The following is a 22,085-nucleotide window of genomic DNA, read 5'->3' as shown; positions in this document are numbered from 1 at the left end:
TGATATCGCGCTGATGCCTGTGATGATTAGAGAAAATCGGATGTCAGACGTTCCAGTGAGTGTGTAATTCTTGCGCAATCTGCTCGGAAAGGTGAGGTCGACGTGACGACCTGGCTCACCGCTCGGCGGTGCCGCGGGGCGACGAGGCGCGCCGGGCCCGGGCGTCGAGCCGGCCGAGCTGCATCTTCCAGTCGGAGATGTGCGCCGCGGTCACCCAGAATCCACAGACCGCGACGATGCCGACCCCGAGCAGGGCCAGGGTACCGATCGTCGAACTGACCACGAGCACGGCCGCCGCCACCAGGGCGGCCACGGTGACGCCGACGCCGAGCCGTCGCTGGACCTGGCGGCTGGCGGCGATGTAGCCCGTCAGACGGGCGCGTTCCGTGGCGTCGCGGTCGAGTGCCGGCATCGCCGCCGACCTTACGGCGCCCGGGCCGGGCTGGCGAGGCGCAATCCTTCCGAACAGATGCAACCCTGTCGCGATGGCAGCGGTCGATCATTCGGGCTAGCTTCCCCGCGAGGAATCCATGCGTCTACTGTCTGTCCGCCTCGTCGCCGCCGCGTGCACTCTCGCGCTGCCGGCGATCTCACTGGCCCAGCCCGCGGCCAAGCCGGCCCCGACCGCGGGTGCGCCGCGGCCGCCCGCCGCCGCCCCGCCCAAGCCCGGCGCGCTCAAGCTGCCCACGCTCGAGCAGTTCACGCTCGAGAACGGCCTGCGCGTGGCCTACATGCACCAGGACGCCGCGCCGGTGGTCGCCGTCGAGGTCTGGTACCACGTCGGCTCCAAGGACGAGCCCCGCGACCGCCGCGGCTCGGCCCACATGTTCGAGCACATGATGTTCAAGGGCACCGAGCGGGTGCGGCCCGAGGCCCACGGCCAGTTCATCAGCCGGGTCGGCGGCGAGGCCAACGCCCACACCACCGAGGACGCCACCGCCTACGTGCAGGTGGTGCCGGCCGACCAGCTCGACTTCGTGCTCGCGCTCGAGGCCGAGCGGATGCGCCACCTGCTGTTCCGCGACGACATGATCGCGACCGAGCGCGAGGTGGTGAAGGAGGAGATCCGCCAGCAGGAGAACGACCCGGTCACCCAGGGCCTGCTCCGGTTCCTGCAGATCGCCTTCACCGCGCACCCGTACGCGTGGACCGCGGGCGGCACGATCGCCGATCTCGATCGCACGACCAGCGCTGATCTGCGCCGGTTCTACGACGCGTACTACCAGCCGTCGAACGCGCTGGTCGTCGTCGTCGGCGCGGTGCCGCTGGCCGAGGTCAAGGCCCTGGTCGAGCAGCGCTTCGGCGCGATCCCAGCCGGGGCGGCCCCGCCGCGCCCCGCCGACGCCACGCCCGAGCCGGTCCAGACCGCGCGCCGGCACGAGGTCGTCGACCCCGGCCAGATCGGGATCGTCTTCGCCGGGTGGAAGATCCCGGCGGCCAAGCACCCGGACGTCTACGCGCTGCAGATCCTGTCGCTGATCATGGGCGCCGGCGACTCGTCGCGCCTGCGCGTGCGCATCAAGGGCCCCGATCCCAAGCGCAAGGAGCCGCTCGGCGTCGAGGCCGCGTCGCCGATCCTGGTGCGCGAGCACCCGGGCCTGTTCCTGGCCATCGGCGTCTACCGCGACCCGGCCGCGACCGACGCGGTCGAGGCCGCGATCCAGGACGAGCTGACCAAGGTCGGCGCCAAGCCGGTGCCGGCCGACGAGCTGCGCAAGGCCAAGAACCAGGTGCTGGCGGCGTTCGTGTTCGGGCTCGACAGCCCGCTGGGCCTGGCCGAGCAGATCGGCCAGTCGTGGATCCTCACCGGCGACGCCGGCCAGTTCCTCGTCGACGTCGACGCGATCGAGCGGGTCACCGCCGCCGACGTCGCTCGGGTCGCCAAGACCTACCTCACCCCGGAGCGCGCGACCGTCGTGGTCGTGCCGCCGCGGAGCGCGCCATGATCCGTCGTCTCGCCCTGGTCTCGATGCTCGCCGCCGCGTGCGGCCCCGCCGCGGTGCGGGAGGTCATCCCGCGCCTGCCCGGCGACGGCACCGGCAACGTCGCGGCGCCGCCGACCGACGAGGTGCCCCGGGCCGCGGGCAAGGATCCCTGGACCGGCCGCACCGATCTGATCGAGGCGCCGCCCAGCAAGCCGCCGGTCGCGATCAAGCTGCCGCCGGTCGAGCGCTGGACCATGCCCAACGGCCTGCAGGTCGTCGTCGTCAAGGACGACCGGCTGCCGACCGTCGCGATGCAGCTGGCGATCCGGGCCGGGCGCAGCGAGGAGCCGCTGGCGCGCCTGGGCGTGGCCGAGCTGACCGCCAACCTCTTGCCCAAGGGCACCAAGAAGCGGTCGGCCCTGCAGATCGCCAAGGCGATCGACAACGTCGGCGGCTCGATCACCGCCGACGCGACCCTCGAGACCACCTGGATCACCTGCGCCAGCCTGGCCAAGGACGCGCGCACCTGCCTCCAGCTCTTGCCCGAGATGGTCACGCAGCCGAGCTTCGCGCCCGACGAGATCGCCAAGGCCAAGCAGGGCCTGCTGGCCGAGGTCAGCCGCCGGCTCGACGACACCGGCCAGCTGGCCGCGGTCCAGGTCCAGAACCTCCTGTGGGGCGACGGCCACGTGCGCGGCTGGGTCACCTCGCCGGCGACGATCACCGCGCTGACCCGCGCGGATCTGGTCGCGTGGCACAAGGCCTGGTTCGCGCCCAACAACGCGATCCTGGCGATCGCCGGCGACGTCGACGTCGCCAAGCTCAAGGCCGACCTCAACCGCGCGTTCGCGGGCTGGAAGAAGGCGACGGTGCCGTCGCGCCCGCGCTATCCGGATCCGGAGCCGTCGGCCGCGGTGCGGCTGGTCGACAAGCCCGGCCTGACCCAGACCCAGATCCGCGTGGCCCAGCTGGGCCTGCGCCACGACGACCCGCGCTTCTTCGCCACGCTGGTCTGGAACGACGTGCTCGGCGCCGGCGGCTTCAGCTCGCGCCTGATGAAGGTCGTGCGCGTGGCCGGCGGCAAGACCTACGGCGCGTCGTCGACGTTCGATCGCAACCAGGAGCGCGGCGCGCTGGTGGCGGCGACGTTCACGCGGACCGAGGAGACCGTCGCGACCTTGCGGCTGGTCGAGGGCGAGCTGGCCACGATGGCCAAGGACGGCCCGACCGACGACGAGATCGCCGACGCGATCGCGCACGTGGCCGGCAGCTACGCGCTGCGGATGACCGGCGCCGACGACATCGCCGCGGCGCTGGTCATGGCCGAGATGCACGGCCTGTCCCAGGCCTACGTCACCAACTTCCCGGTGCTGGTCGGGCAGGTGAGCCGGAGCGAGGCGGCCGACGCCGCGCGCGAGATCCTGACGCCGCGGCGCCTGGCCGTGGTCCTGGTCGGCGACGGCGCCAAGCTGGCGCCCGCGCTCGACGCCGCCGGCATCGCCTACGAGCGCGTCGCGTTCAGCGATCCGATCGGGCCGCAGCCCGGCGGCGATCGCCCGACCTTCGACCCGGCCAAGATCGCGGCCGCGGCCAAGGTGCTCGACGCCGCGCTCGCCGCCAAGGGCGCGCGCCTGACGTCGCTCAAGACCCTGCGCATGGTCGCGTCGGGCACGCTCGCGGCCCAGGGCCAGAACCTGCCGGTGACGTTCAAGCGCACGCTGGTCGTGCCCGATCGCATGCGCATGGACATCGAGATCGCCAAGCAGTTCAACGTCGTGATCGCCGTGCGCGGCGACGCCGGCTGGCAGAGCGGGCCCGCGGGCGTCGCCGACCTGCCGGCGTCGCAGCTGCCGGCGCTCGAGCAGCAGCGCTTCGTCGACGCCGAGCTGGTGCTCCTGCACGCGCGCGCCCAGGGCGTGACCGCGGCGCTGATCGGCGTCGACAAGGTCGACGGCGCCGTCTGCGACGTCGTCCACGTCTTCGCGCCCGGCGGCCTCGAGGTGTTCCTGCTGCTCGATCAGCAGACCCACCTGCTGCGCCAGACCCGCTACCTCAACGGCCCGGCCGAGACCCGCGAGACCTTCGGCGACTACCGCACCGTCGACGGGTTGCAGATCGCGCACCACCGGCTGAGCGTCGGCGGCGACGAGAAGTCGGACCTGACCGTCGAGTCGGTCGAGGTCGACCCGGTCGTCGACGACGCGCTGTTCGACAAGCCGGCCAAGTGAGCGCGCGCGCCGTGCCGCGGCCGCGGGCCCTGATCCTCGCCGTCGCGCTGGTCGTCCTGGGCGCCAGCGGCGCCGCCGCGCAGCCCGGCCGCATGGGCCTGGTCGACGCGCGCCCCGGCGACACGCCGCCGACGGTGGAGCTCTACACCTTCGGCCGCGGCGAGCTGATCTTCGAGAAGTTCGGCCACACCGCGCTGTGCCTCGACTACGCCGAGCCCGAGCGCGAGACCACGTGCTTCAACTACGGCGTCACCGACTTCACGATCCCGGGCGCGACGCTGATCTGGCGGTTCATCCGCGGCAAGCAGGTGTTCTTCGTCGAGCCGATCCCGCTGTCGGGGATGATGGAGTTCTACCAGGCCGAGGACCGGACGATCTGGCGCCAGACGCTGCCGCTGGCGCCCGCGCAGGCGCGGGTGGTCGAGGCCCGGCTGCTGGGCGATCTCGATCCGGCCAAGGGCTCGTACATCTACGATCACTTCGTCGACAACTGCACGACCCGGCTGCGCGACATCATCGACGCCGGCTCGGGCGGCAAGCTCAAGGTCGACTCCGGCGGCGCGTTCCCGCTGACGTTCCGGCAGATGGGGCGGCGCGGCCTGGCCGAGCTGCCGCCGCTGATCGCGTTCGCCGACTTCGCGCTGGGCCGCTACCTCGATCAGCGGCCGACGGTGTGGCTGGCGATGTTCCACCCGTTCGTGCTGCGCGACGAGGTCGCCGCTCGGTTCGACGCGCCGGCCGAGCTGCTCTACGAGCGGCGCGGCCCGCCGATCCCCGAGGACGGGCCCACCGATCGTGGCTGGGCGCTGCTGATCGGCCTGGGGCTGATGGCGCCGCTGGCGCTGGCGCGCTGGCGCGGGCGGTTCGAGCGCGCGGCGATCGCGATCGGTGCGATCCCGGCCGGCCTGCTCGGCCTCTTGCTCTGGACCCTCGCGATCATCTCGACGATCCCGTCGGTGCGCTGGAACGAGGCGCTGCTCTTGTACCTGCCGTTCGACCTGGCGCTGCCGTTCCTGGGGGCCGCGCGGCGCCAGCGCTACGCGCGGGTGCGGCTGGGCATGGTCGTCGTGGTGTCGCTGGCGCGCGCGGTGGGCCTGTTCCACCAGCCGCTGTGGATCCCGATCGCGATCGCGTTCGCGTTGCACGGCCTGATCGCCGCCGACGTCCCCGCGCTGCTGGGCCGCAAGCCCGCGGCGTGATCGCGGCGATCGCGGGGGGGATCGCGGCGTGGTCGCGGTGTGATCGCGGCGTGATCGCGGCGTGATCGCGCCCGGGCGTCGGCGCGGCCGCGGCGCCCCGCGCGCGGTGATCCGTGCGTAGGATGCCGGTCATGAAGCGCTCGCTCGCCTTGATCATCCCGCTCGCGCTGGTCGCGTGCGGCAAGAAGTCCTCGTCGCCCGCCGCGGGCTCGGGTTCGGGTTCGGGTTCCGGATCGGCGCCGCCGACCGCCGCCGCGATCGACGCGGGCGCCGCCGCGGGCGCCGCCGCCGCCACGCCCGGCGCCGCGCCCAGGACCAAGCCGGCGCCGCTGACCAAGGCGGTCCGCGCCGAGTACCGCAAGCGCCTGCAGGCCGGGCGCACGCTGGCGAAGGCGGCCAAGTGGCCCGAGGCGATCGCCGAGCTCGAGGCCGCGCTCGTCGCGATCCCGGGAGATGACCGCGCGCTGTCGGAGCTGTCGTTCGCGGCGATGTCGTCCGGCGACGCCGACAAGGCCCGCGCCGCCGGGCGCCAGGCGGTGCTGGTGGCGACCGAGCCGAAGATCAAGGCCGCCGCGCTCTACAACCTGGGCCGGGTGGAGGAGGCCAAGGCGCCGGCCAAGGCCGCCGCGCTGTACAAGGAGTCGCTGGCGCTGCGGCCCAACAAGACCGTCGAGAAGCGCCTGGCCGATCTGGCCTCGCGCGGCGGGATGACCGACGCCGCGCCGGTGTGCGCGACGGCGATGCCCGAGGCGGCGCTGTGCGGCTGCTTGCACGCGACCGTGGCCGACATGTTCGAGGCCGGCGACGACGCCCGCTGTACGATCGAGGCCACCAGCGTCGACGGCTGGAAGACCGTGACCTACGGGACCGCGCCGATGGGCGAGGACAGCGTCGTCGTCGCGGCCAAGGTCGGCACCGGCTGGGCCGTGGTGGCGTCCCTGGCCTACGTCTACAACCCGGGCGCGTTCGGGATCAACGAGGAGTGGACGCTCGACAAGGTCGCCGAGGAGACCCTGGGCGGGCGCACGATCGTCCGGTTCGAGTCGACCAAGCAGCGCTCGGACTCCGACATGGGCATCGACGAGATCGAGAGCGAGACGACCAAGAACCTGGTCGTGTGCGTGCGCGATCCCAAGGGCGGCGCGCCGAGCTGCCCGCTCGACGTCGACACCGACTACACCTACGAGCGCGACCGCCTGGGCCTGGCCGAGGAGGGCGAGCTCGGCGACGTCGCCGACTACCAGACCAAGGGCCTGCCGATCCGCTCGGAGACCAAGCTGTCGGTGAAGCTCGGCGCCGACGGCGTCGCCCAGGTCCGGGTCGAGCGCGGCCGCGCCGACGGCGCCGCGGTCGGCGACGTCAAGCTCTGGTAGCGCGGGCGTCGGCGACGCGAAGCGCTGGTGGCGCGGGCGGTCGTCGGCCACGTCAAGCGCGACCTCGACGGAGCCATCGCACGACGCCAGGTCACGGCCGGGTGCGGAGCGCGTGCAGGCCGATGCCGGCGGCGACCGCGACGTTGAGCGAGTCGAAGTCGGGGACGATGTCGATGCGCGCGGCCCGGGCTCGGGCCAGCACCGCCGCCGGCAGCCCGGGGCCCTCGGCGCCGACCACCAGCGCCCGGCGCGGGCCGACCTCGAGCTGATCGATGGGCTCGGCCGCGCGCGGCGCCAGCGCGATCACCTCGAACGTGTGGGCCACGAGGGTCGCGATGACGTCGGTGGCCAGGCCCGCGCGCGCGAACGGGACCACGAGCGTCGCGCCGACCGACACCCGGATCGCCTTGCGATAGAGCGGATCGCAGGTGGCCGCGTCGAGCAGCACCGCGTCGACGCCGAATGCCGCGGCGTTGCGGAACAGCCCGCCGAGGTTGTCGTGGTTGGTGATGCCGATCGCCACCAGCACCGTCGCCCGCGCGCCCAGCCCGGCCAGGAGCGCGGCCGCGTCGTGGTCGGGGCCGCGCTCGCCCACGGCCAGCAGGCCGCGGTGGATCGGGAAGCCGACGACCGCGTCCATCACCGTCTGGGTCGCGACGTAGATCGGCACGTCGGCCGGCACCCGGGCCAGGAGCGGATCGGTCGCGGCGAGCCGGCGGTCGCTGACCAGCAGCGAGCGCAGGGCCCGGCCGCGGGTGAGCACCGTCGCGACGACGACGTCGCCCTCGGCCAGGAAGCAGCCGTCGTGGCCGCGCAGGTCGCGCTCGCGCACGTCGACGTAGGCCGCGATGCGCGGATCGTCGGGTCGGTCGATCGCGATCCGCGGCATGGCCCAGTGTAGGCCCAGTGTCGTCCGGGCGGCGCGGGCGGACGCCGGCGTCGGCGCGAGTGTCGGCGCGGGCGGACGCCGGCGTCGGCGCGGGTGTCGGCGCATCGCCGCTGGCGGGCGGGGCCCGCGGTTGGCGCTGGCGTCGGCGGGCGCGCGCTTGGTAGCCTCGAAGCCACGATGCACCTGCCGACCTGCGCGTTGTTGCTGGGATCCGCCGTCGCGCTGCTCGGATGCTCGGACGCGGGCGGCGGCGCGGGCGACGATGGCGGCGTGGGCGACGACGGCGGCGTGGCCGACGACGGCGGATCGGGCGACGGCGCCGCGGTCGTGCCCGGCACCCCCGGCTGCGGCCAGCCGTCGGCGATCGCCACCCGGGCCTGGGTCAGCACGCCGCTCGACGTCGGCGGCAGCCCGCGGACGTACTTCGTCCGGCTTCCGGACGGCTACGATCCGGCGCGGCGCTACCCGATCGTCTATCAGCTCCACGGCTGCTCGAGCGCGCCGGCCCGCGAGAACAACAACGTGCCGGTCGAGAACGCCTCGGGCACCGACGCGATCCACGTCCGCGGCCGGGCCGCCGCCGACTGCTGGGACACCGCGGTCGCCGGGGTCGACGTCGCGTACTTCGACGCCATGCGGACCGCGGTCGAGGCCCAGTGGTGCGTCGATCCGGCCCGGCGCTTCGTCACCGGCTACAGCAGCGGCTCGTTCATGGCCCACCGGCTCGCGTGCATCCGTGGCGATCTGCTGCGCGGCGTCGCCACGATCGCCGGAGGTCAGGGCGGCTCGAGCTGCGCCGGCCCGGTCGCCGCGCTGCTGATCCACGACGCCGACGACACCACGGTCAACATCAGCGCCAGCCAGCAGGCCCGCGACAACCACCTCATGCGCAACACGTGCGCCGCGTCACCGACGACGCCGACCGATCACCCGCCGTGCGTCGCCTACGGCGGGTGCGCGGCCGGCCTGCCGGTCGTCTGGTGCCAGACCGCCGGCCAGAACCACGCGCGCCAGGACGCCCTCGCCGCGCCGATCTTCTGGGACTTCCTGTCGACCCTGCCGGCACGCACGCCCTGACCGTTCACCCGTCGAGCAGCTGGTACGACCCGATGACGTCGAGCACGGTCACGGTCGGCGGCGCGACCGCGCGCTCGCCGAGGGTCGCGGTGACGCGCTGGAACGCGGCGACGGCTGGCCGCGGGTTGACGCCGTCGGCGGTCTCGATCGACGCCAGGCGGGTCACGCGGGTGGCGCGGGCTCGGCCCGGCGCGCGCGGATCAGCTCGTCGAGCGCGGCGGCCAGCGCGGCGCCCTCGCGCTGGACCCGCTCGAAGTTGGTGTCGGCGATGCGGTCGCCGATGTCGCGCACCGGCTCGATCGTCTGGCCGGCGAGGATCGCGGCCTGGGCGGCGGGGTCGAGCACGGTCGTGCCCTTGCGCAAGGACGCCAGGGTCTCGTGCCGCACCGCCTGCAGCATCGGATCGGGCGAGCGCCGCAGGTACGGGATCAGGCGCTGGGCGTTGCCGGTGTCGAGCGGCGCGTCGGGGTGGAACTCGGCCAGCGCCAGCGTGCGGCCGATCGGCGCCTCGTTGAGCCGGCCGCGCAGCCGCCGCAGCGCGGTCAGGTCGCCGGCGAACCCGGGCAGCGCGACCAGCCCGACCACCGCGGTCGGCGTGGCCGCGAACCGCGCGAGCACGTCCTCGAGGTCGCCCTCGTCGCACGCCGCGATCCACACCTCGCCGCGCGCGCCGGCCGGCGCCGCCCACGGGCACAGATCGAAGCGCTCGATGATCTCGACGTAGCGGCGGGCGTAGGCGCGGGCGCGCTCGGCGATCTCGGCGTCCATCGCGTGATCGTACGCCTCCGGGCCGATCCGCGGGGGGCGCCCGCGCCGGCCGCGGTCCGCGCGCGCCGGCGCCGCGTCAGAAGGCGAGGGCGCCGGTCAGATCGACCGTGAGCGCGGTGGCGTGGTAGCCGCGCCCGGCGTCGTCGCTGCTGGTGAAGTACTCGACGCCGAGCGCGAGCGCGAGATCGAACAGGCTCACGGTGAACACGTGCGTGAGCTGGCCGCCGACCCGGTAGAGCCCCGCGTCGATCCGGCCCGAGGCGGTGTCGGTGGCGCCCGAGACCACACCGAGCCGCAGCGACACCGAGTTCCGGGGGGCGATCGCGGCGGCGGCGAAGCCGGTCAGCGTGAAGCCGCTGTGGTCGAACGCGTCGGGCGCGAGCACGAACGTGTTCGGGTCGCGATCCATCTTGGACTGCGACAGGTAGCCGACCGCGGCGCCGAGCGCGTAGCGATCGTGGCCGTAGGTCTTGAGCAGATCGGCGTGGAGCTCGTACGTCGAGCCCCAGCCGCTGCCGCCGGGCAGGCCGTTCACGCCGTCGACGGAGCCCTTCACCGCGCCGACGCGGATGCCCGGCACGAAGCCGAGCCCGTCGCTGCCGGGGGGGGCACCGGACGCCGGCGTCGCCGCGAGCAGCGCCGCCACGACGATCACGCCCTTCAACGGCAGAGGCTCCCGCCGTACTTGCCCTTCTGTTGCGGGTTACACGACACCTTGCCGTCGCTGGGTTGCGAGCCCGAGGTCGTCCCGCCGCCGCCGCCCGTGCTCGGGAGGTACGTCGGCCGCGCGTTGGTCGACGTCCCCGGCGCGACCCGCCCGCACCCGAGGAGCGTCAACAGCATCACCACAACACACCCGCGCGCGATGACCATCCCCCAGTGTACCACGAGCGGAGCTGGGTCCGCCGCTGTGGCGTGCGATCAGGTGCTGCGCGGAGCGAACCGTGCGCGAGGTGTGCGCGCCACCGCCGCGCGCGCGGTCACGCGACCGCCGCCAGCACGTCGGCGAACGAGCGCTCGGCCAGGAGCCCGAACCACGGGTGGCGCCCGAGCTTGGCGGCGGTGAGCGCCGGGCTCGAGAGCCCGCACAGGAACCGCGCGGCCTGGCGCGGCTCGGCCAGCGCCCGCGGGTGCTTGGCGCGCAGCGCGGCGAGGCCGTCGGGCACGGGCACCGGCGTCGGCGGCGTCGGCGGCGGCAGCGCCCGGGCCGCCTGGGTCTCGCAGTGGCTGCAGTGCCCGCACGGCTCGGCGCGCACCTGGCCGAAGTGCGCCACCAGCGCGTTGGTCTGGCAGCCGGCGTGGACCACCACGCCGAGCACGTCCTCGAGCCGCGCCAGCTCGCTGCGCTCGCGCCGCTCGAACCGGCGCGCCAGCTCGTCGGCCAGCGCGGCGACGTCCTCGTGCGCGCGCAGGCGCCGGAAGGGCTGGCGCACGTCGGACGGCTCCAGCGCCAGCAGGCCCTGATCCTCGAGGTACGTGAGCGCGGCCAGCACCCGCTCGCGCGGCTCGCCGATCGCCGTCGCCGCCGCGGCCGGATCGAGCGCGGACAGCGTGCGGCCCTTCTTGGCCTGGCCCAGGAGCCGGGTCAAGAACGTCTGGCGCTCGCCGGTGAACCGCGCCGGGATGTCGGCGATCGGCACCACCGGCCGCAGCGTGTACGCGGCGTAGAACGGCGTGCCCTGGGCCAGCGCGCCGTCGAGCTCGAGGTAGGTCAGCGCGGTGCGCAGCACCAGCACGCGCAGGTCGTGGCGCGCCGCCAGCTCGGGGTAGCTGACGTCGAACGCCGGGCCCAGCGCGAACAGCTCGTCGAGCATGCCGCGCAGGCTGGCCCGGGTCGGCGTGTCGCCGTAGGCGAAGTTCTGCAGCGCCGGCACGTCGGCGGGGCAGGCCAGGAGCTCGACCGTCGACGGCGCGCCGTCGCGGCCGGCCCGGCCGATCTCCTGGCTGTAGCTCTCGAGGCTCTTGGGCAGGTTGTAGTGGATGACCGTGCGCACGTCGGCCTTGTCGATGCCCATGCCGAACGCGATCGTCGCCACGACGATGCCGCGATCCGACGCCATCCAGGTGTCCTGCACCTGCGCGCGCACGGCCGGGTCCATGCCGGCGTGGTACGCGGCGGCGGCGTGGCCAGCCCGCACCAGATCAGCCGCGACCCGCTCGGCGGTGCGCTGCAGCGTGACGTAGACGATCGTCGGCCCCGCCGGCGTCGCCAGCCGCGCGCGCAGGACCGCGTCGCGATCCTCGGCCCGGACCGGCGTGGTGATCAGCCGCAGGTTGGGTCGGTAGAACCCGGTCACGGTCGCGGCCGTCGGCGGGATCTCGAACGCGCGGCAGATGTCGTCGACCACCGCCGGCGTCGCGGTCGCGGTCAGCGCCAGCACCCGCGGCGCGCCGATGCGGGTCCGGATCCCGGCCAGCTTCAGGTAGTCGGGCCGGAAGTTGTGGCCCCACTCGGAGATGCAGTGGGCCTCGTCGACCGCGAACAGCGCGATCTGGGTCGCGCGCAGGGTCTCGAGGAAGCGCTCGTTGTTGAACCGCTCGGGCGCGACGTAGACCAGCTTGACCGCGCCGCGCTTCATGTCGTCGGTCACCGCGCGGACCTCGGCCGCCGACAACGACGAGTCGAGCCGCGCCGCGGCGATGCCGCGCCCGCGCAGGAAGTCGATCTGGTCCTTCATCAGCGCGATCAGCGGCGACACCACCAGCGTGACGCCGTCGAGCATGAGCGCGGGCAGCTGGTAGCACAGCGACTTGCCGGCACCGGTGGGGAACACCGCGAGCGCGGCGCCCGGCCCGAGCAGGGCGTCGATCACCGCGGCCTGGCCCGGGCGCAGGGACGCGAACCCGAATTGCGCTTGCAGGACCTCGAGCGGCGTCACGCTCCCGTCTACCACGCCGCGCGGCATCCTGGCGAGATCACGAGCATTCTGGGCGGGGCCCGGCGCCCGTGAGGCGGCGGTTGCACGGCGGCCGCGATCGGTCGGCAAGTGTGCGCTCGTGCCCTATACTCACCAGCAAGATGGCCCTTGCTCAAGCTCGTGTGATCCGCGGCGCGGTCGCCACCCTCGGGGTGAGCCAGCGCGTCGCGTTCCTCCGCCGGACCTACGCCCACCTCGGCGTCGCGCTCCTGGCGTTCGTCGCGCTCACCGCCGGTCTGCTCCAGACCGACGCCAGCGAGCGGATCTCGCTCCAGCTCCTGAGCGGCGGCGGGTCGTGGCTCCTGGTCATGGTGCTGTTCATGGCGGTCGGCTGGGGCGCGCAGCGTCTGGCCCAGTCGCCGTCGTCGGCCGCGCTCCAGTACGTGGGCCTCGGGCTCGGCGTGGTCGGCGAGGCGCTGATCCTGCAGCCGATGCTGTGGCTGGCCTACTACACCAGCCGCTCGACCGCCGACTTCCATCAGCTGGTGCTCACCGCCGCGCTCATCACCGGGGCGATCTTCATCGGCCTGACGCTCACGGTGTTCGTCACCAAGAAGGACTTCTCGTTCCTGCGCGGCGCGCTGATGATCGGCAGCTTCGCCGCCCTCGGGATCATCCTGGTGTCGATGCTGTTCGGCTTCCAGCTCGGCGCGCTGTTCTCCGGCGCGGTCATCCTGCTGATGGCCGGCTACATCCTGTTCCAGACCTCGATGATCATGGCGACCTTCCCGCCCCAGGCCCACGTGGCCGCGGCGCTGATGCTGTTCTCGACGATCGCGACCTTGTTCTGGTACGTGCTGCGGCTCTTGATGGAGCTCAACCGCCGCTGAGCGTGCCCGCGGGCCGGTCGCGAGCCCTCGGCGCGGCCGCGCGGTGCGGGACGCTGTCGAACCCTGCCATGGCGTTCACGATCCGCGGGCTCGACCGCGCGCGCGACCGCGCCGGTGTCGAGGCCATCGACACGGCGTTCGACACCGACGTCGTCTACGACCTGGTCGCGACGGCGCGGGCGCTGACGCTGGTCGAGCGGCGCCTGGCCGCGCCGATGACCAAGCGCTACTCGATCGCCGAGGTGTTCGCGCCGTGGGCGAGCTGGGACACCGGCTGGGTCGCCGAGGACGCGGCGATCTGCGGCTTCGCGGCCGTCGGCTACGAGCCGTGGCACGCGCGCCTGGTGCTGTGGTTCCTGTACGTCGCGCCGGCGGCGCGGCGGCGGGGCGTCGGGCGCGCGCTGCTGGCGGAGGTCGAGGCCCACGGCCGCGGCCTCGGCGCGAGCCACGTCTGGCTCGAGACCAGCAACGTCAACGTCCCGGGCATCGCCGCCTACGAGCGCCTCGGCTACGCGCTGTGCGGCGCCGACGCCCGGTACTACGGCGCCTACATGCCGGGCGAGACCGCGATCTACCTGGCGAAGTCGCTGTAAGCTGGTGCGATGCGCGCGTCGATGCTGTCGCTGGTGCCCCTGGTGGTCGTGGCTCTGGGCGTGGCGGCGTGCGGCGATGCCCCGAGCTGCGAGGCGCTGGCCAACCACGTCGAGGAGCTGGCCCGGCGCGAGGCCGGGGGCGCCGCGGTGAAGGTCGCCGACCACGGCGTCATGGTCCGCAACTGCGAGGCCGAGCGCGCCGGCAACGCCCGCTTCCGGCGCTGCGTCATGAAGGCCACGAGCCTGGTCGACGCCAAGGGCTGCGAGCTCGCCGCGATCCGGCGCCCCCCGGCCCCCCCCCGGCCCCCCGCCCCCCCCGGCCCGGGCCGCCGCCCCCCCCCCCCCCGGCCCCCCCGCCCCCCCCCCCAGGGCCCCGCCCGGGCGCCCCGGGGCCCCCCCCCCGCCCCCGCCGGCCCCCCCCCCCCCCGGCCCGCCCCGGGGCCGCCCCCCGCCCCCCCCCCCCCGCCCCCGCGCCCCCCCGGCCCCCCCCCCCCCCCCCCGCCGCCCCCCCCCCGAAACCCCCCCCCCCCCCCCCCCCCCCCCCCCCCCCCCTGACCGCGCGCGATCGTCAGCCCGCGGTCTGGAGCCCGGCGGCGATGCCGCCGATCGTCGTGAAGATCGCGACCGACAGGCGCTCGAGGTCGGCGGCGGGCGCGGCCGCGGCCTCGGCGGCGCGGATCCGCCGCAGCAGCTCGATCTGGCAGTGGCTGAGCACGTCGAGGTACGGGTTGCGGCGGCGCACCGACTCGGCGAGGTGCGGCCGATCGGTGAGGCGGAGATCGAGCCCGGCCAGATCGGCGAGCAGGCGGCGGGTCCGGCCGTGCTCGGCCTCGATCAGCGCGAACAGCGACGCGTCGGCCGGGTCGGCGAGCGCGGCGTACGCGCGCGCGACGTCGATGTCGGCGCGGATCAGCGCCAGCTCGGCGTTGTGGGTCAGCGCGCCGAGGAAGCGCGAGCCGGCGATGACCTCGATCGCGCGGGCCCGGCCGACCGCGGCCTCGAGCCCGGCCAGGCCGCTGCCGAGGCCGAACCAGCCGGGCACGCCGTGGCGGCTCTGGGTCCACGAGAACACCCACGGGATCGCGCGCAGATCGTCGAGGGAGAAGCCGGCCTTGCGCGACGCCGGGCGCGAGCCCAGCGGCAGCTTGCCGACCTGCCGGATCGGCGTCGCCGCCAGCGTGTAGCGCGCGAGCCGATCCTTGTCGGCGGTGAGCGTCCGGTAGGCGTCGACCGCGACCGCGGCCGCGGTCTGGAGCGCGTCGTCGAACCGGGGCGCGCCGCCGCGGCGCTCGTCGGCGGCCGCGCGCAGCACCGCCCCCAGCGTCAGCTCGAGATCGCGGTGCGCGATCTCGGTCCGGGCGTAGCGCGAGGTGATCGTCTCGCCCTGCTCGGTGACGCGCACGCGGCCGCGCAGCGCCATCACCGGCTGGGCGCGGATGGCCTCGCCGGCCGGCCCGCCGCCGCGGCCGATCGCGCCGCCGCGGCCGTGGAACACCGTCAGGACCACGCCGGCGCCGCTGGCGACCTCGGCCAGATCGAGCTGGGCCTTGCGCAGCGCCACCGCCGAGCCGAGGTAGCCGACCTCCTTGCCGGAGTCGGAGTAGCCGAGCATCACCTCGAGCTCGTCGCCGAGCTCGTGCCGGACCACCGGGTGCACGACCATCTCGCGGGCCAGCCCGCCGGCGCGGCGTAGATCGTCGAGCTGCTCGAGCAGCGGCACCGGGCGCAGCTCGCCGGGCGCCAGGCCCGCGGCGCGGGCCAGGTAGACCACCTCGAGCACGTCCGAGAGCTGGCTGGTGAAGCTGATGACGTAGCGCTCGCACGCGCGCTCACCCAGCTCGCGGCAGGCGCGTCCGACCATGTCGAGCGTCGCGAGGACGTCGCCGGTGGTGTCGCTGAGCCCCGTGCGATCCCAGACCGGTTGCACCGGCCTCCCCAGCACGTCGTCGAGCATGCGCCGGCGGCCGGCCTCGTCGAGGGCGGCGTAGCCGGGGCGACCGCTGGCCGCGAGCAGCTCGTCGACGACGACCTCGTGCACCGCCGAGTGCTGGCGGATGTCGACGGTGGCCAGGTGGAAGCCGAACACCTCGACCCGGCGCTGGCACGCGCGCAGGTGGCCGTGGGCCAGCCGGGCGAACCCGGCCGCGGTCAGGCTGCGCGCGAGCAGCTCGAGATCGCGCAGGTACCCGGCGGCGTCGACGTAGCCGTGGTCGCCGCGGGCCAAGGTCGAGCGCAGGCGCTCGGCCATGTACCAGAGCTTCTCGCGCCAGGGCTCGTGCTGCGTGCGCGGGCGGGCGCGCGCGGCCACCTCGGGCAGGCGCTCGCGATCGCGCGCGAGGCTGCGCTCGAGCTCGGCGGTGCCGGCCGGGTCCTTGCCCCGGTGGGCCGCGACCGACAGCGTGCGCCCGAGCGCCTGCACGTCCTCGAGGTAGCGGTTGAGCACCGCCGCGCGCTGGCGCTCGAACGCGGCGCGGGTGACGTGGGCGGTGACGTGGGGGTTGCCGTCGCGGTCGCCGCCGACCCAGGTGCCCCAGCGGAAGAAGGTCGGCACGCGCCAGGCGCGCTCGGGCCAGCACGCCGTCAGCGCGTCCTCGAGCTGCGCGTAGACGTCGGGCGTGACCTCGAGCAGCGTCCGGCGGAACACCTCGATCGTCGCCTCGATCTCGTCCTGCGGCGTCGGCCGCCGGGTGCGCGACTCCTCGGTGCCGAGCAGCGCCAGCACCTCGGTCGCGAGCGCGTCCTCGGCGTCGCGCCGGGCTGGGCCGCCGAGCGGGCGCTCGAGCAGGTCGAGCCCGTCGCCGATCGCGCTCAGGTGATCGAGGATCGAGCGCCGCCGCGACTCGGTCGGGTGGGCGGTGAGCACGGGCATCACCAGCGCGCGCGCGAGCAGCGCGGCGACGTCGTCGGCGGTCATGCCGGCGTCGCGCATCGCCGCGACCGCGGCGGCGAGGCCGTCGCTGCCGCGCTCGCGCCCGCGCAGCACCCGGATGCGCTGCTGCTCCTCGGCGGTGTTCATCAGGTGGCACCAGTGGGTGAAGACCTGGCCGACGTCCTCGAGCTGGTCGAGCGAGAGCGCCGCGATCCGCGCAGCGAGCGCGGCGCGGCCGCCGGCGAGCTTCCCGGCCCGCAGCGCGGTGGCGTCGTCGCGCAGCGCGTGGACCAGCTCGGCCAGCGCGTCGCCGGACAGCTCGCGGGTGGCCCGGGTCAGGGCCGCGCCGAGGCGATCGAGATCAGCTTGCAGCAACGTGGGGCTCGGGTGCACCGGACCGTTGTACACCCCGGCGCAGCGCGGCGTCCTCGCCGGCCAGGCGCTCGGGCCGTCGGCGCGACGCGCGCGCGCCCGTTCCCCGTCGCGGTCGTCCTCGTCGCGGAACGACGACGGCGTCGCGACCGAGGCGCGACCCAGCCGCGCTGCGGCCACACGGCGGACTGACGATCTCCAATGGGCGCCGGTCCAGCCGGTGCCACTCGCCGGCAATCATCGGTGAACTACCATGATGGCTTGACCCGCGTTGCCGACGGTGGTGGGCTCGCTGGGGGGGTATCCAATGAGCAAGTTCTCGATGCATCGGATGATCGTGTTGGTCGGGATCGTGAGCGCCGGCTGCATGGGCGCACCGGACCAGGACGCCGACACCGTGGCCGCGGCCCGTGACGGCCTCGGCGATCAAGGCGCCGGCGGCGCCGGTCCCGTCGCGGTCGCGAACGGCGAAGGTCATGGTCACGGCGGCAACGACCACAGCGACCATCACGGCGATCACGGCGATCACGGCGATCACGGCGACTGTGGCGACCACGGCCAAGGGTGCGCGTGCGAGGACGGCGCGAGTTGCTGGGATCTCAATCAAGATCATCTGTGCTCACCCGGCGAGGACATCGATGGTTCCGGCGCGTGCGACCCGGGCGACTGTCTCGGCGAGCAAGGCCCGGCGGGACCGGCAGGCCCTGCCGGCGCGACGGGCGCGACGGGCGCGACCGGGCCGCAAGGTCCCCAAGGAGACGTCGGCGCGACGGGTCCGCAGGGTCCGCAGGGCGACGTCGGCGCGACGGGCGCGACCGGCGCGGCGGGTCCGCAGGGTCCACAAGGTGACGTCGGCGCGACGGGCGCGACCGGGCCGCAGGGTCCGCAAGGCGATGTCGGCGCGCAGGGCCCTCAGGGTGACGTCGGTCCGCAGGGCGACCTCGGTCCGCAGGGTCCGCAAGGCGAGCCCGGGCTGCCGGGCGACGTCGGCGCGGCGGGTCCGGCGGGCGACACCGGTCCGGCGGGCGCGACCGGCGCGACCGGCCCGGCTGGCCCGCAAGGTCCGCAGGGTCCGCAAGGTCCGCAGGGCGCGACCGGGGCGATCGGCCCCATGGGTCCGCAGGGCTTCCCGGGCGTCGTCGGGCCGACCGGCGCGACCGGCGCGACCGGCGCGATCGGTCCCGTCGGTCCGGCGGGCGCGACCGGCGCGACGGGGCCCGCGGGGCCGACCGGCGCGACCGGCCCGGCCGGCCCGGTCGGTCCTCAGGGCCCGGCCGGGCTCTCGGACACGATCGTCGCCGCGTTCGACATGAACTTCAGCGTCGATGATCGTTCGGGCTGGACCCACATCGAGTCGATCGGCGACGACCTGTGCCATTTCAACATCCCGCTCGGGTTCACGTTCACCGGGTTCGGCGCGAACACGTCGACGATCAACGTGTCGTCGAACGGCGTGCTGTTCTTCGGATCGTCGTGCCCGACCACCTTCACCAACCTTGCGCTGCCGATCGGCATCTCCAGCGACGCCTTCCTCGCGTTCTTCTGGGACGACCTGCTCGACTACGGCAGCGGCGAGTACCTCGAGTACGCGACGTTTGGCAGCCCCGGCGGACGGGTGTTCAACCTGTACTTCCGCAACCGCTTGTTCTCGACCGTCTGCGGCTCCAACGCGATCCAGGTCATGATCCAGATCCACGAGCGCTCGAACCTGGTGAACGTGACCTACCTCGGCTTCTCGGGGTGCGCCGAGATCCGCGGCGCGTCCGCGACGCTCGGGCTGCAGTCGGCGGGCGGCGCCAAGTCGGTGATGGCGGGCTTCAACTCGCCGGTCCTCGACGACAACGCGCCACGCCAGTCGATGAGCTTCCAGCCCCCTCCGTGAGCGCGGGCTGAGCGCGGGCGTCAGGGGCGCGCCGGCGTGTCCGGGGCGGGCGCGGGAGGATCGGCGCGGCAGGGCGGCGCGGCGGGGTCGGCGACAAACCGCCGGCGGTCAATCGCCGATCGGCGGCTCGGCGCCGGGGTCGGGCGGCAGCGCTGGCGGCGCGTCGACGGTCGGGCCCAGCACGTCGCGCGCGGCGCGCGCCAGGTGCCACAGCGGCGTCTCGCCGCCAGGCAGCTGGCCCTCGGCCAGCGGCCCGGTGATCCAGTCGATCGTGCGCAGCTCGCGGCGAAGCTCGACCGGCGCGGATCGGGCGGCCGCGACGAGCTGGGCGACCGGCGCCTGCAGCACCGGCGGGGCGGCCGCGTCGTCGGGCGCGCGCCCGGCGTGGACGCCGGTCACCTCGGCGGCTCGATCGGCGATGTCCCACAGCGCCAGGCCGAGCTCGATCCGCCACCAGGTCTCGTCCTGGCCGTGGCGCTTGGCGTGGGCGGTCTGGAGCGCGCGCATCTCGGCGCGCAGCGCCGGCAGCACCGTGGCCCGGAGGTCGGCGAAGATCCGGCGGCGCCCCGCGAGGTGGGTGTGGATCGTCGCCCACTGCGCGCGCGCGCCGGCGAGGTCGTCCTCGACCCAGTCGCGGTTGCTGGAGTACGCGCGCAGCGTCTGACCGAGCGGCGCGAGCACGGCCTCGGCGGTGAGCCAGCGCGTGAGGCCGGCGCGGACCGCCGGCGCGGTGGTCGGGTCGGCCGCCAGCTCCTGCGCGCCCCCGGTGCAATTGCCGGCGAGCCGCTCGTAGCCGTAGCCGGGGTCGCGATCGGTGCGCGGGTCGTAGTGTTCGGGCGAGCGCTGCGCGATCATCGCGGCGTCGAACGCGACGATGTCGACGCAGGGCTCGACGGTGAGCAGCGCGCGCCAGCGGCGCTTGTGGTGCTGCTGCGCGGCGCCGGCGGCCTTCCAGCGATCGTGCGCGCGGACCCGCGCGCGGCCCTGCATCGCCGCGCGCCCGAACAGCAGCGCCATCGCCACGACCACGACGCCGACGAACGCGAACACGACCCAGGCCGGCACCGCGCGGTCCGGCCGCGGCGCGCCGTCGGCGGCACGGCCCTGCGCCCGGGCGGCGGCCTTGGCGGCCTTGGCCGCCTTGGCCTTGGCGGTCCTGGTCGCCTTGGTGGGCTTGGCCGGGCGCGCGGCCTCGCGGGCCCGGAGCTCGTCGCGCTCGGCGGCCAGGCGGTCGCGCTCAGCCGCGAGCTCGGCGCGTTCGCGCTCGAGCTGCTCGACCTCGACCTCGAGCCCATCGGCGCGGGCGAGCGCGGCCTCGTGATCGTCGCGGTAGGTCACGTGGTCGAGTCTACGCCGGCGGCGCCGTCTCAACGGGCGCGATGCCGGCGCCCGGCCGCGCCCGCGGGCGCCGAGCGCGATGCGATTGGTGGGCCCGAGCGGTGGAGGCGCGGCGCGGGCCGGGTCACAATGGTCGGCTCGTGACCCCGTCCGACGTGGATGGGGGATGGCCCCAGTCGACGAAGGAGTCCGCGTGCACCAGTCCTGTGTCCTCATCGCCCTCGCCACCGCCGCGCTCGCCGCCGCGCCGACCCTCGCCCGCGCCGACGACCCCAGCCCGATCCGCGACGCCTACGTGGCGCTGCGCGACGGCGGCTGCGACGCGTCGACGATCGGCACGCCGATCGTGGCGCGGGTGCTGCGCAACGTGCCCTACGCGATGCGCGGCAAGGCCTTCAAGTCGGCCGAGCTGACCTACCTCTACGAGCGCGACGGCGGCTGGTACACCGCGAGCGATCCCGGCGCCGACGTCGCCAGCGCGGATCGCCTGTGCGTGCGCGCGCTCGACGCGCAGGAGAAGGCGCTGCGCAAGCGGGTCAAGATCAAGCCGGCGATCGAGGCGGCGATCACCCGCGACTCGGAGTCGGTGGTCGGCCTGTTCCAGGTCGATCCGACCAGCTACAAGAAGTTCAGCCAGGCCGACAAGACCAAGGACGGCGTCCGGACCTGGACGATGTTCTTCGCGGTCGGCAAGGTCCTGGTCCACACGGTCGCGTGCGAGCTGCCCGCCGCCGAGGCCAAGGCCAAGGCGCCCGACTGGTCGAAGCTGACCTGTCACACGCTGGCCGCGGGCTGACCGCGCCGCCGACGTTCATCACGCACCGGACCGGCGCCGCTCGCGCCGCGCACACTCGCGAGGATCACACCATGCGTCCCCATCGATCGATGTCCCTGGCCGCGCTGACGGTCGCGCTCGCCGCCGGCGCCGCCTGCGGCAAGAAGGACTCAGCGGCGCCGCCGCCGCCGCCGACCGACAAGCCCGCGCCGACCCCCGACGCCGCCGCGGCGGTCGCCCCGACGCCGAAGGATCCGCCGCCGCCGGTGGCCGACGGCGAGGAGGTCGATCCCTCGGCCTCCAAGACCGCGGTCCCGCGCACGCTCACCGACGCTGACCTCGAGGGCCTCGAGGCGCCGGGGAAGCGCGAGCACACGATCGGGTGGACCGATCGCTACGGCACCAACGCGGTGGTGATCAGCCGCGAGGCCCAGCGCGGCGGCGCGCTGCTGACGGCGACCCACGCCCGCCGCGAGGGCGACGGCAGCTGGACCACCGTGCGCACGTTCAAGGAGCTGGTCTCCGACTGCGAGTTCGACGTGTCGCTGTACGCGCAGGTCGGCGACTGGTCGGTGACCGACCTCGACGACGACGGCCTGGGCGAGGCGACCTTCGCGTGGAGCTCGGGCTGCCGCTCGGACGTGAGCCCGCTGACCCACAAGGTGCTCGTGGTCGAGGACGGCGAGAAGTACGTGCTGCGCGGGATGACGATCGATCTGACCGACGCCGGCGGCACCTTCGAGGCCGACCCGGCGTTCAAGAAGGTGCCGGCGGCGTTCCGCGAGCACGCCGAGCGCGTGTGGAAGGCGACGGTCAAGGAGCCGCGCTGACTACCCCAGGCAACACCCGCCACGGCGCCCTCGCGCTCACCGCTCTGCGGTGACAGTTTTCGTCACGGCGACGCCCAACGCCGTCGCCGCTCGTCGCGGGCGCGCCGCAAGTCCGTGGAATCGACCGCGGCCAAGGCTGGCCCCGGCCGTGCAGTGGTGACGGTCATGACCAGCAGGGCCCGACCGAGGCCGCGCATCATGCTCAGCGGTTCGCTGCAG

Annotated in this window: 19 protein-coding genes; 10 read left to right on the top strand and 9 right to left on the bottom strand. The window is 74.6% G+C overall.

Going from position 1 to position 22,085, the window contains the following annotated elements:
* Positions 1 to 115 precede the first annotated feature (115 nt).
* Positions 116 to 475 (bottom strand): hypothetical protein, encoded by a 360-nt coding sequence (locus IPL61_34740; protein ID MBK9036351.1) that lies wholly within the window; start codon positions 473 to 475, stop codon positions 116 to 118.
* A gap of 55 nt (positions 476 to 530) precedes the next feature.
* On the opposite strand from IPL61_34740, the gene IPL61_34735 reads away from it, so the two are divergent.
* The 4 genes from IPL61_34735 (at position 531) to IPL61_34720 (ending at position 6,725) form a co-directional block, all read left to right on the top strand.
* Positions 531 to 1,946, top strand: a complete 1,416-nt coding sequence (locus IPL61_34735) for an insulinase family protein (protein MBK9036350.1) — start codon at positions 531 to 533, stop codon at positions 1,944 to 1,946.
* Positions 1,943 to 4,153 (top strand): insulinase family protein, encoded by a 2,211-nt coding sequence (locus IPL61_34730; protein MBK9036349.1) that lies wholly within the window; start codon positions 1,943 to 1,945, stop codon positions 4,151 to 4,153. Before IPL61_34735 ends, IPL61_34730 begins: the two co-directional genes overlap by 4 nt.
* A complete protein-coding gene (locus IPL61_34725) occupies positions 4,150 to 5,352 on the top strand; it encodes a DUF4105 domain-containing protein (GenBank protein ID MBK9036348.1) in 1,203 nt (400 codons plus the stop codon). The genes IPL61_34730 and IPL61_34725 overlap by 4 nt, the downstream gene beginning before the upstream one ends.
* Positions 5,353 to 5,483: 131 nt before the next feature.
* A complete protein-coding gene (locus IPL61_34720; protein MBK9036347.1) occupies positions 5,484 to 6,725 on the top strand; it encodes a hypothetical protein in 1,242 nt (413 codons plus the stop codon).
* A gap of 91 nt (positions 6,726 to 6,816) precedes the next feature.
* Here the strand turns inward: IPL61_34720 and IPL61_34715 are convergent, their stop codons facing one another.
* Positions 6,817 to 7,614 (bottom strand): RNA methyltransferase, encoded by a 798-nt coding sequence (locus tag IPL61_34715; GenBank protein ID MBK9036346.1) that lies wholly within the window; start codon positions 7,612 to 7,614, stop codon positions 6,817 to 6,819.
* 177 nt (positions 7,615 to 7,791) lie between these two features.
* Between IPL61_34715 and IPL61_34710 the strand changes: the two genes are divergently transcribed.
* Entirely contained in the window at positions 7,792 to 8,691 is a 900-nt protein-coding gene (locus IPL61_34710) for a hypothetical protein (GenBank protein MBK9036345.1), read from the top strand.
* Positions 8,692 to 8,695: 4 nt separating this feature from the next.
* On the opposite strand, the gene IPL61_34705 is transcribed toward IPL61_34710, so the two are convergent.
* The 5 genes from IPL61_34705 to IPL61_34685 all read right to left on the bottom strand — a co-directional run bounded on the left by IPL61_34705 (position 8,696) and on the right by IPL61_34685 (position 12,365).
* Positions 8,696 to 8,857, bottom strand: coding sequence for a hypothetical protein (locus IPL61_34705; protein ID MBK9036344.1), 162 nt, complete (start codon positions 8,855 to 8,857; stop codon positions 8,696 to 8,698).
* Positions 8,854 to 9,459, bottom strand: a complete 606-nt coding sequence (locus tag IPL61_34700) for a hypothetical protein (protein MBK9036343.1) — start codon at positions 9,457 to 9,459, stop codon at positions 8,854 to 8,856. The genes IPL61_34705 and IPL61_34700 overlap by 4 nt, the downstream gene beginning before the upstream one ends.
* A gap of 76 nt (positions 9,460 to 9,535) precedes the next feature.
* Positions 9,536 to 10,123, bottom strand: a complete 588-nt coding sequence (locus IPL61_34695; protein ID MBK9036342.1) for a hypothetical protein — start codon at positions 10,121 to 10,123, stop codon at positions 9,536 to 9,538.
* The gene (locus IPL61_34690; protein ID MBK9036341.1) at positions 10,120 to 10,302 is read right to left on the bottom strand and encodes a hypothetical protein; all 183 of its coding nucleotides are present in this window, start codon (positions 10,300 to 10,302) and stop codon (positions 10,120 to 10,122) included. The genes IPL61_34695 and IPL61_34690 overlap by 4 nt, the downstream gene beginning before the upstream one ends.
* Before the next feature lie 137 nt (positions 10,303 to 10,439).
* Positions 10,440 to 12,365: an ATP-dependent DNA helicase RecQ gene (locus tag IPL61_34685; protein MBK9036340.1), complete on the bottom strand. Its 1,926-nt coding sequence runs from the start codon at positions 12,363 to 12,365 to the stop codon at positions 10,440 to 10,442.
* A 113-nt stretch (positions 12,366 to 12,478) separates the two neighbouring features.
* Between IPL61_34685 and IPL61_34680 the strand changes: the two genes are divergently transcribed.
* Positions 12,479 to 13,207: a Bax inhibitor-1 family protein gene (locus IPL61_34680; GenBank protein MBK9036339.1), complete on the top strand. Its 729-nt coding sequence runs from the start codon at positions 12,479 to 12,481 to the stop codon at positions 13,205 to 13,207.
* Positions 13,208 to 13,275: 68 nt separating this feature from the next.
* Positions 13,276 to 13,800, top strand: coding sequence for a GNAT family N-acetyltransferase (locus IPL61_34675; protein MBK9036338.1), 525 nt, complete (start codon positions 13,276 to 13,278; stop codon positions 13,798 to 13,800).
* A gap of 568 nt (positions 13,801 to 14,368) precedes the next feature.
* Here the strand turns inward: IPL61_34675 and IPL61_34670 are convergent.
* On the bottom strand, positions 14,369 to 17,062 hold the full coding sequence (locus tag IPL61_34670; GenBank protein ID MBK9036337.1) for a phosphoenolpyruvate carboxylase: 2,694 nt from the start codon (positions 17,060 to 17,062) through the stop codon (positions 14,369 to 14,371).
* A gap of 346 nt (positions 17,063 to 17,408) precedes the next feature.
* Between IPL61_34670 and IPL61_34665 the strand changes: the two genes are divergently transcribed.
* Positions 17,409 to 18,923, top strand: a complete 1,515-nt coding sequence (locus tag IPL61_34665) for a collagen-like protein (protein MBK9036336.1) — start codon at positions 17,409 to 17,411, stop codon at positions 18,921 to 18,923.
* A 108-nt stretch (positions 18,924 to 19,031) separates the two neighbouring features.
* Here IPL61_34665 and IPL61_34660 read toward each other — a convergent pair whose 3' ends face one another.
* Positions 19,032 to 20,261 carry a hypothetical protein gene (locus tag IPL61_34660; GenBank protein ID MBK9036335.1) on the bottom strand — a complete coding sequence of 410 codons (1,230 nt, stop codon included), beginning with the start codon at positions 20,259 to 20,261 and terminating at the stop codon, positions 19,032 to 19,034.
* Between the two features lie 193 nt (positions 20,262 to 20,454).
* Here IPL61_34660 and IPL61_34655 point away from each other — a divergent pair, with 193 nt between their 5' ends.
* Complete coding sequence (locus tag IPL61_34655) at positions 20,455 to 21,057, top strand: hypothetical protein (GenBank protein MBK9036334.1); 603 nt, start codon at positions 20,455 to 20,457, stop codon at positions 21,055 to 21,057.
* 71 nt (positions 21,058 to 21,128) lie between these two features.
* Entirely contained in the window at positions 21,129 to 21,866 is a 738-nt protein-coding gene (locus tag IPL61_34650) for a hypothetical protein (protein ID MBK9036333.1), read from the top strand.
* The last annotated feature ends 219 nt before the right edge of the window (positions 21,867 to 22,085 follow it).

It is taken from the genome of Myxococcales bacterium (assembly GCA_016717005.1).
In the GTDB taxonomy this organism is placed as follows: Bacteria; Myxococcota_A; Polyangia; order Haliangiales; family Haliangiaceae; genus UBA2376.
The sequence above is the reverse complement of the archived record's forward strand: the minus strand, read 5'-3'. Positions and strand labels throughout refer to the sequence as shown.

Coding starts and splice junctions, on each gene's coding strand:
- IPL61_34735 (MBK9036350.1), top strand. CDS start 531: ATGCGTCTACTGTCTGTCCGCCTCGTCGCCGCCGCGTGCACTCTCGCG.
- IPL61_34730 (MBK9036349.1), top strand. CDS start 1,943: ATGATCCGTCGTCTCGCCCTGGTCTCGATGCTCGCCGCCGCGTGCGGC.
- IPL61_34720 (MBK9036347.1), top strand. CDS start 5,484: ATGAAGCGCTCGCTCGCCTTGATCATCCCGCTCGCGCTGGTCGCGTGC.
- IPL61_34715 (MBK9036346.1), bottom strand. CDS start 7,614: ATGCCGCGGATCGCGATCGACCGACCCGACGATCCGCGCATCGCGGCC.
- IPL61_34710 (MBK9036345.1), top strand. CDS start 7,792: ATGCACCTGCCGACCTGCGCGTTGTTGCTGGGATCCGCCGTCGCGCTG.
- IPL61_34700 (MBK9036343.1), bottom strand. CDS start 9,459: ATGGACGCCGAGATCGCCGAGCGCGCCCGCGCCTACGCCCGCCGCTAC.
- IPL61_34690 (MBK9036341.1), bottom strand. CDS start 10,302: ATGCTGTTGACGCTCCTCGGGTGCGGGCGGGTCGCGCCGGGGACGTCG.
- IPL61_34685 (MBK9036340.1), bottom strand. CDS start 12,365: ATGCCGCGCGGCGTGGTAGACGGGAGCGTGACGCCGCTCGAGGTCCTG.
- IPL61_34680 (MBK9036339.1), top strand. CDS start 12,479: ATGGCCCTTGCTCAAGCTCGTGTGATCCGCGGCGCGGTCGCCACCCTC.
- IPL61_34675 (MBK9036338.1), top strand. CDS start 13,276: ATGGCGTTCACGATCCGCGGGCTCGACCGCGCGCGCGACCGCGCCGGT.
- IPL61_34665 (MBK9036336.1), top strand. CDS start 17,409: ATGGGCGCACCGGACCAGGACGCCGACACCGTGGCCGCGGCCCGTGAC.
- IPL61_34650 (MBK9036333.1), top strand. CDS start 21,129: ATGCGTCCCCATCGATCGATGTCCCTGGCCGCGCTGACGGTCGCGCTC.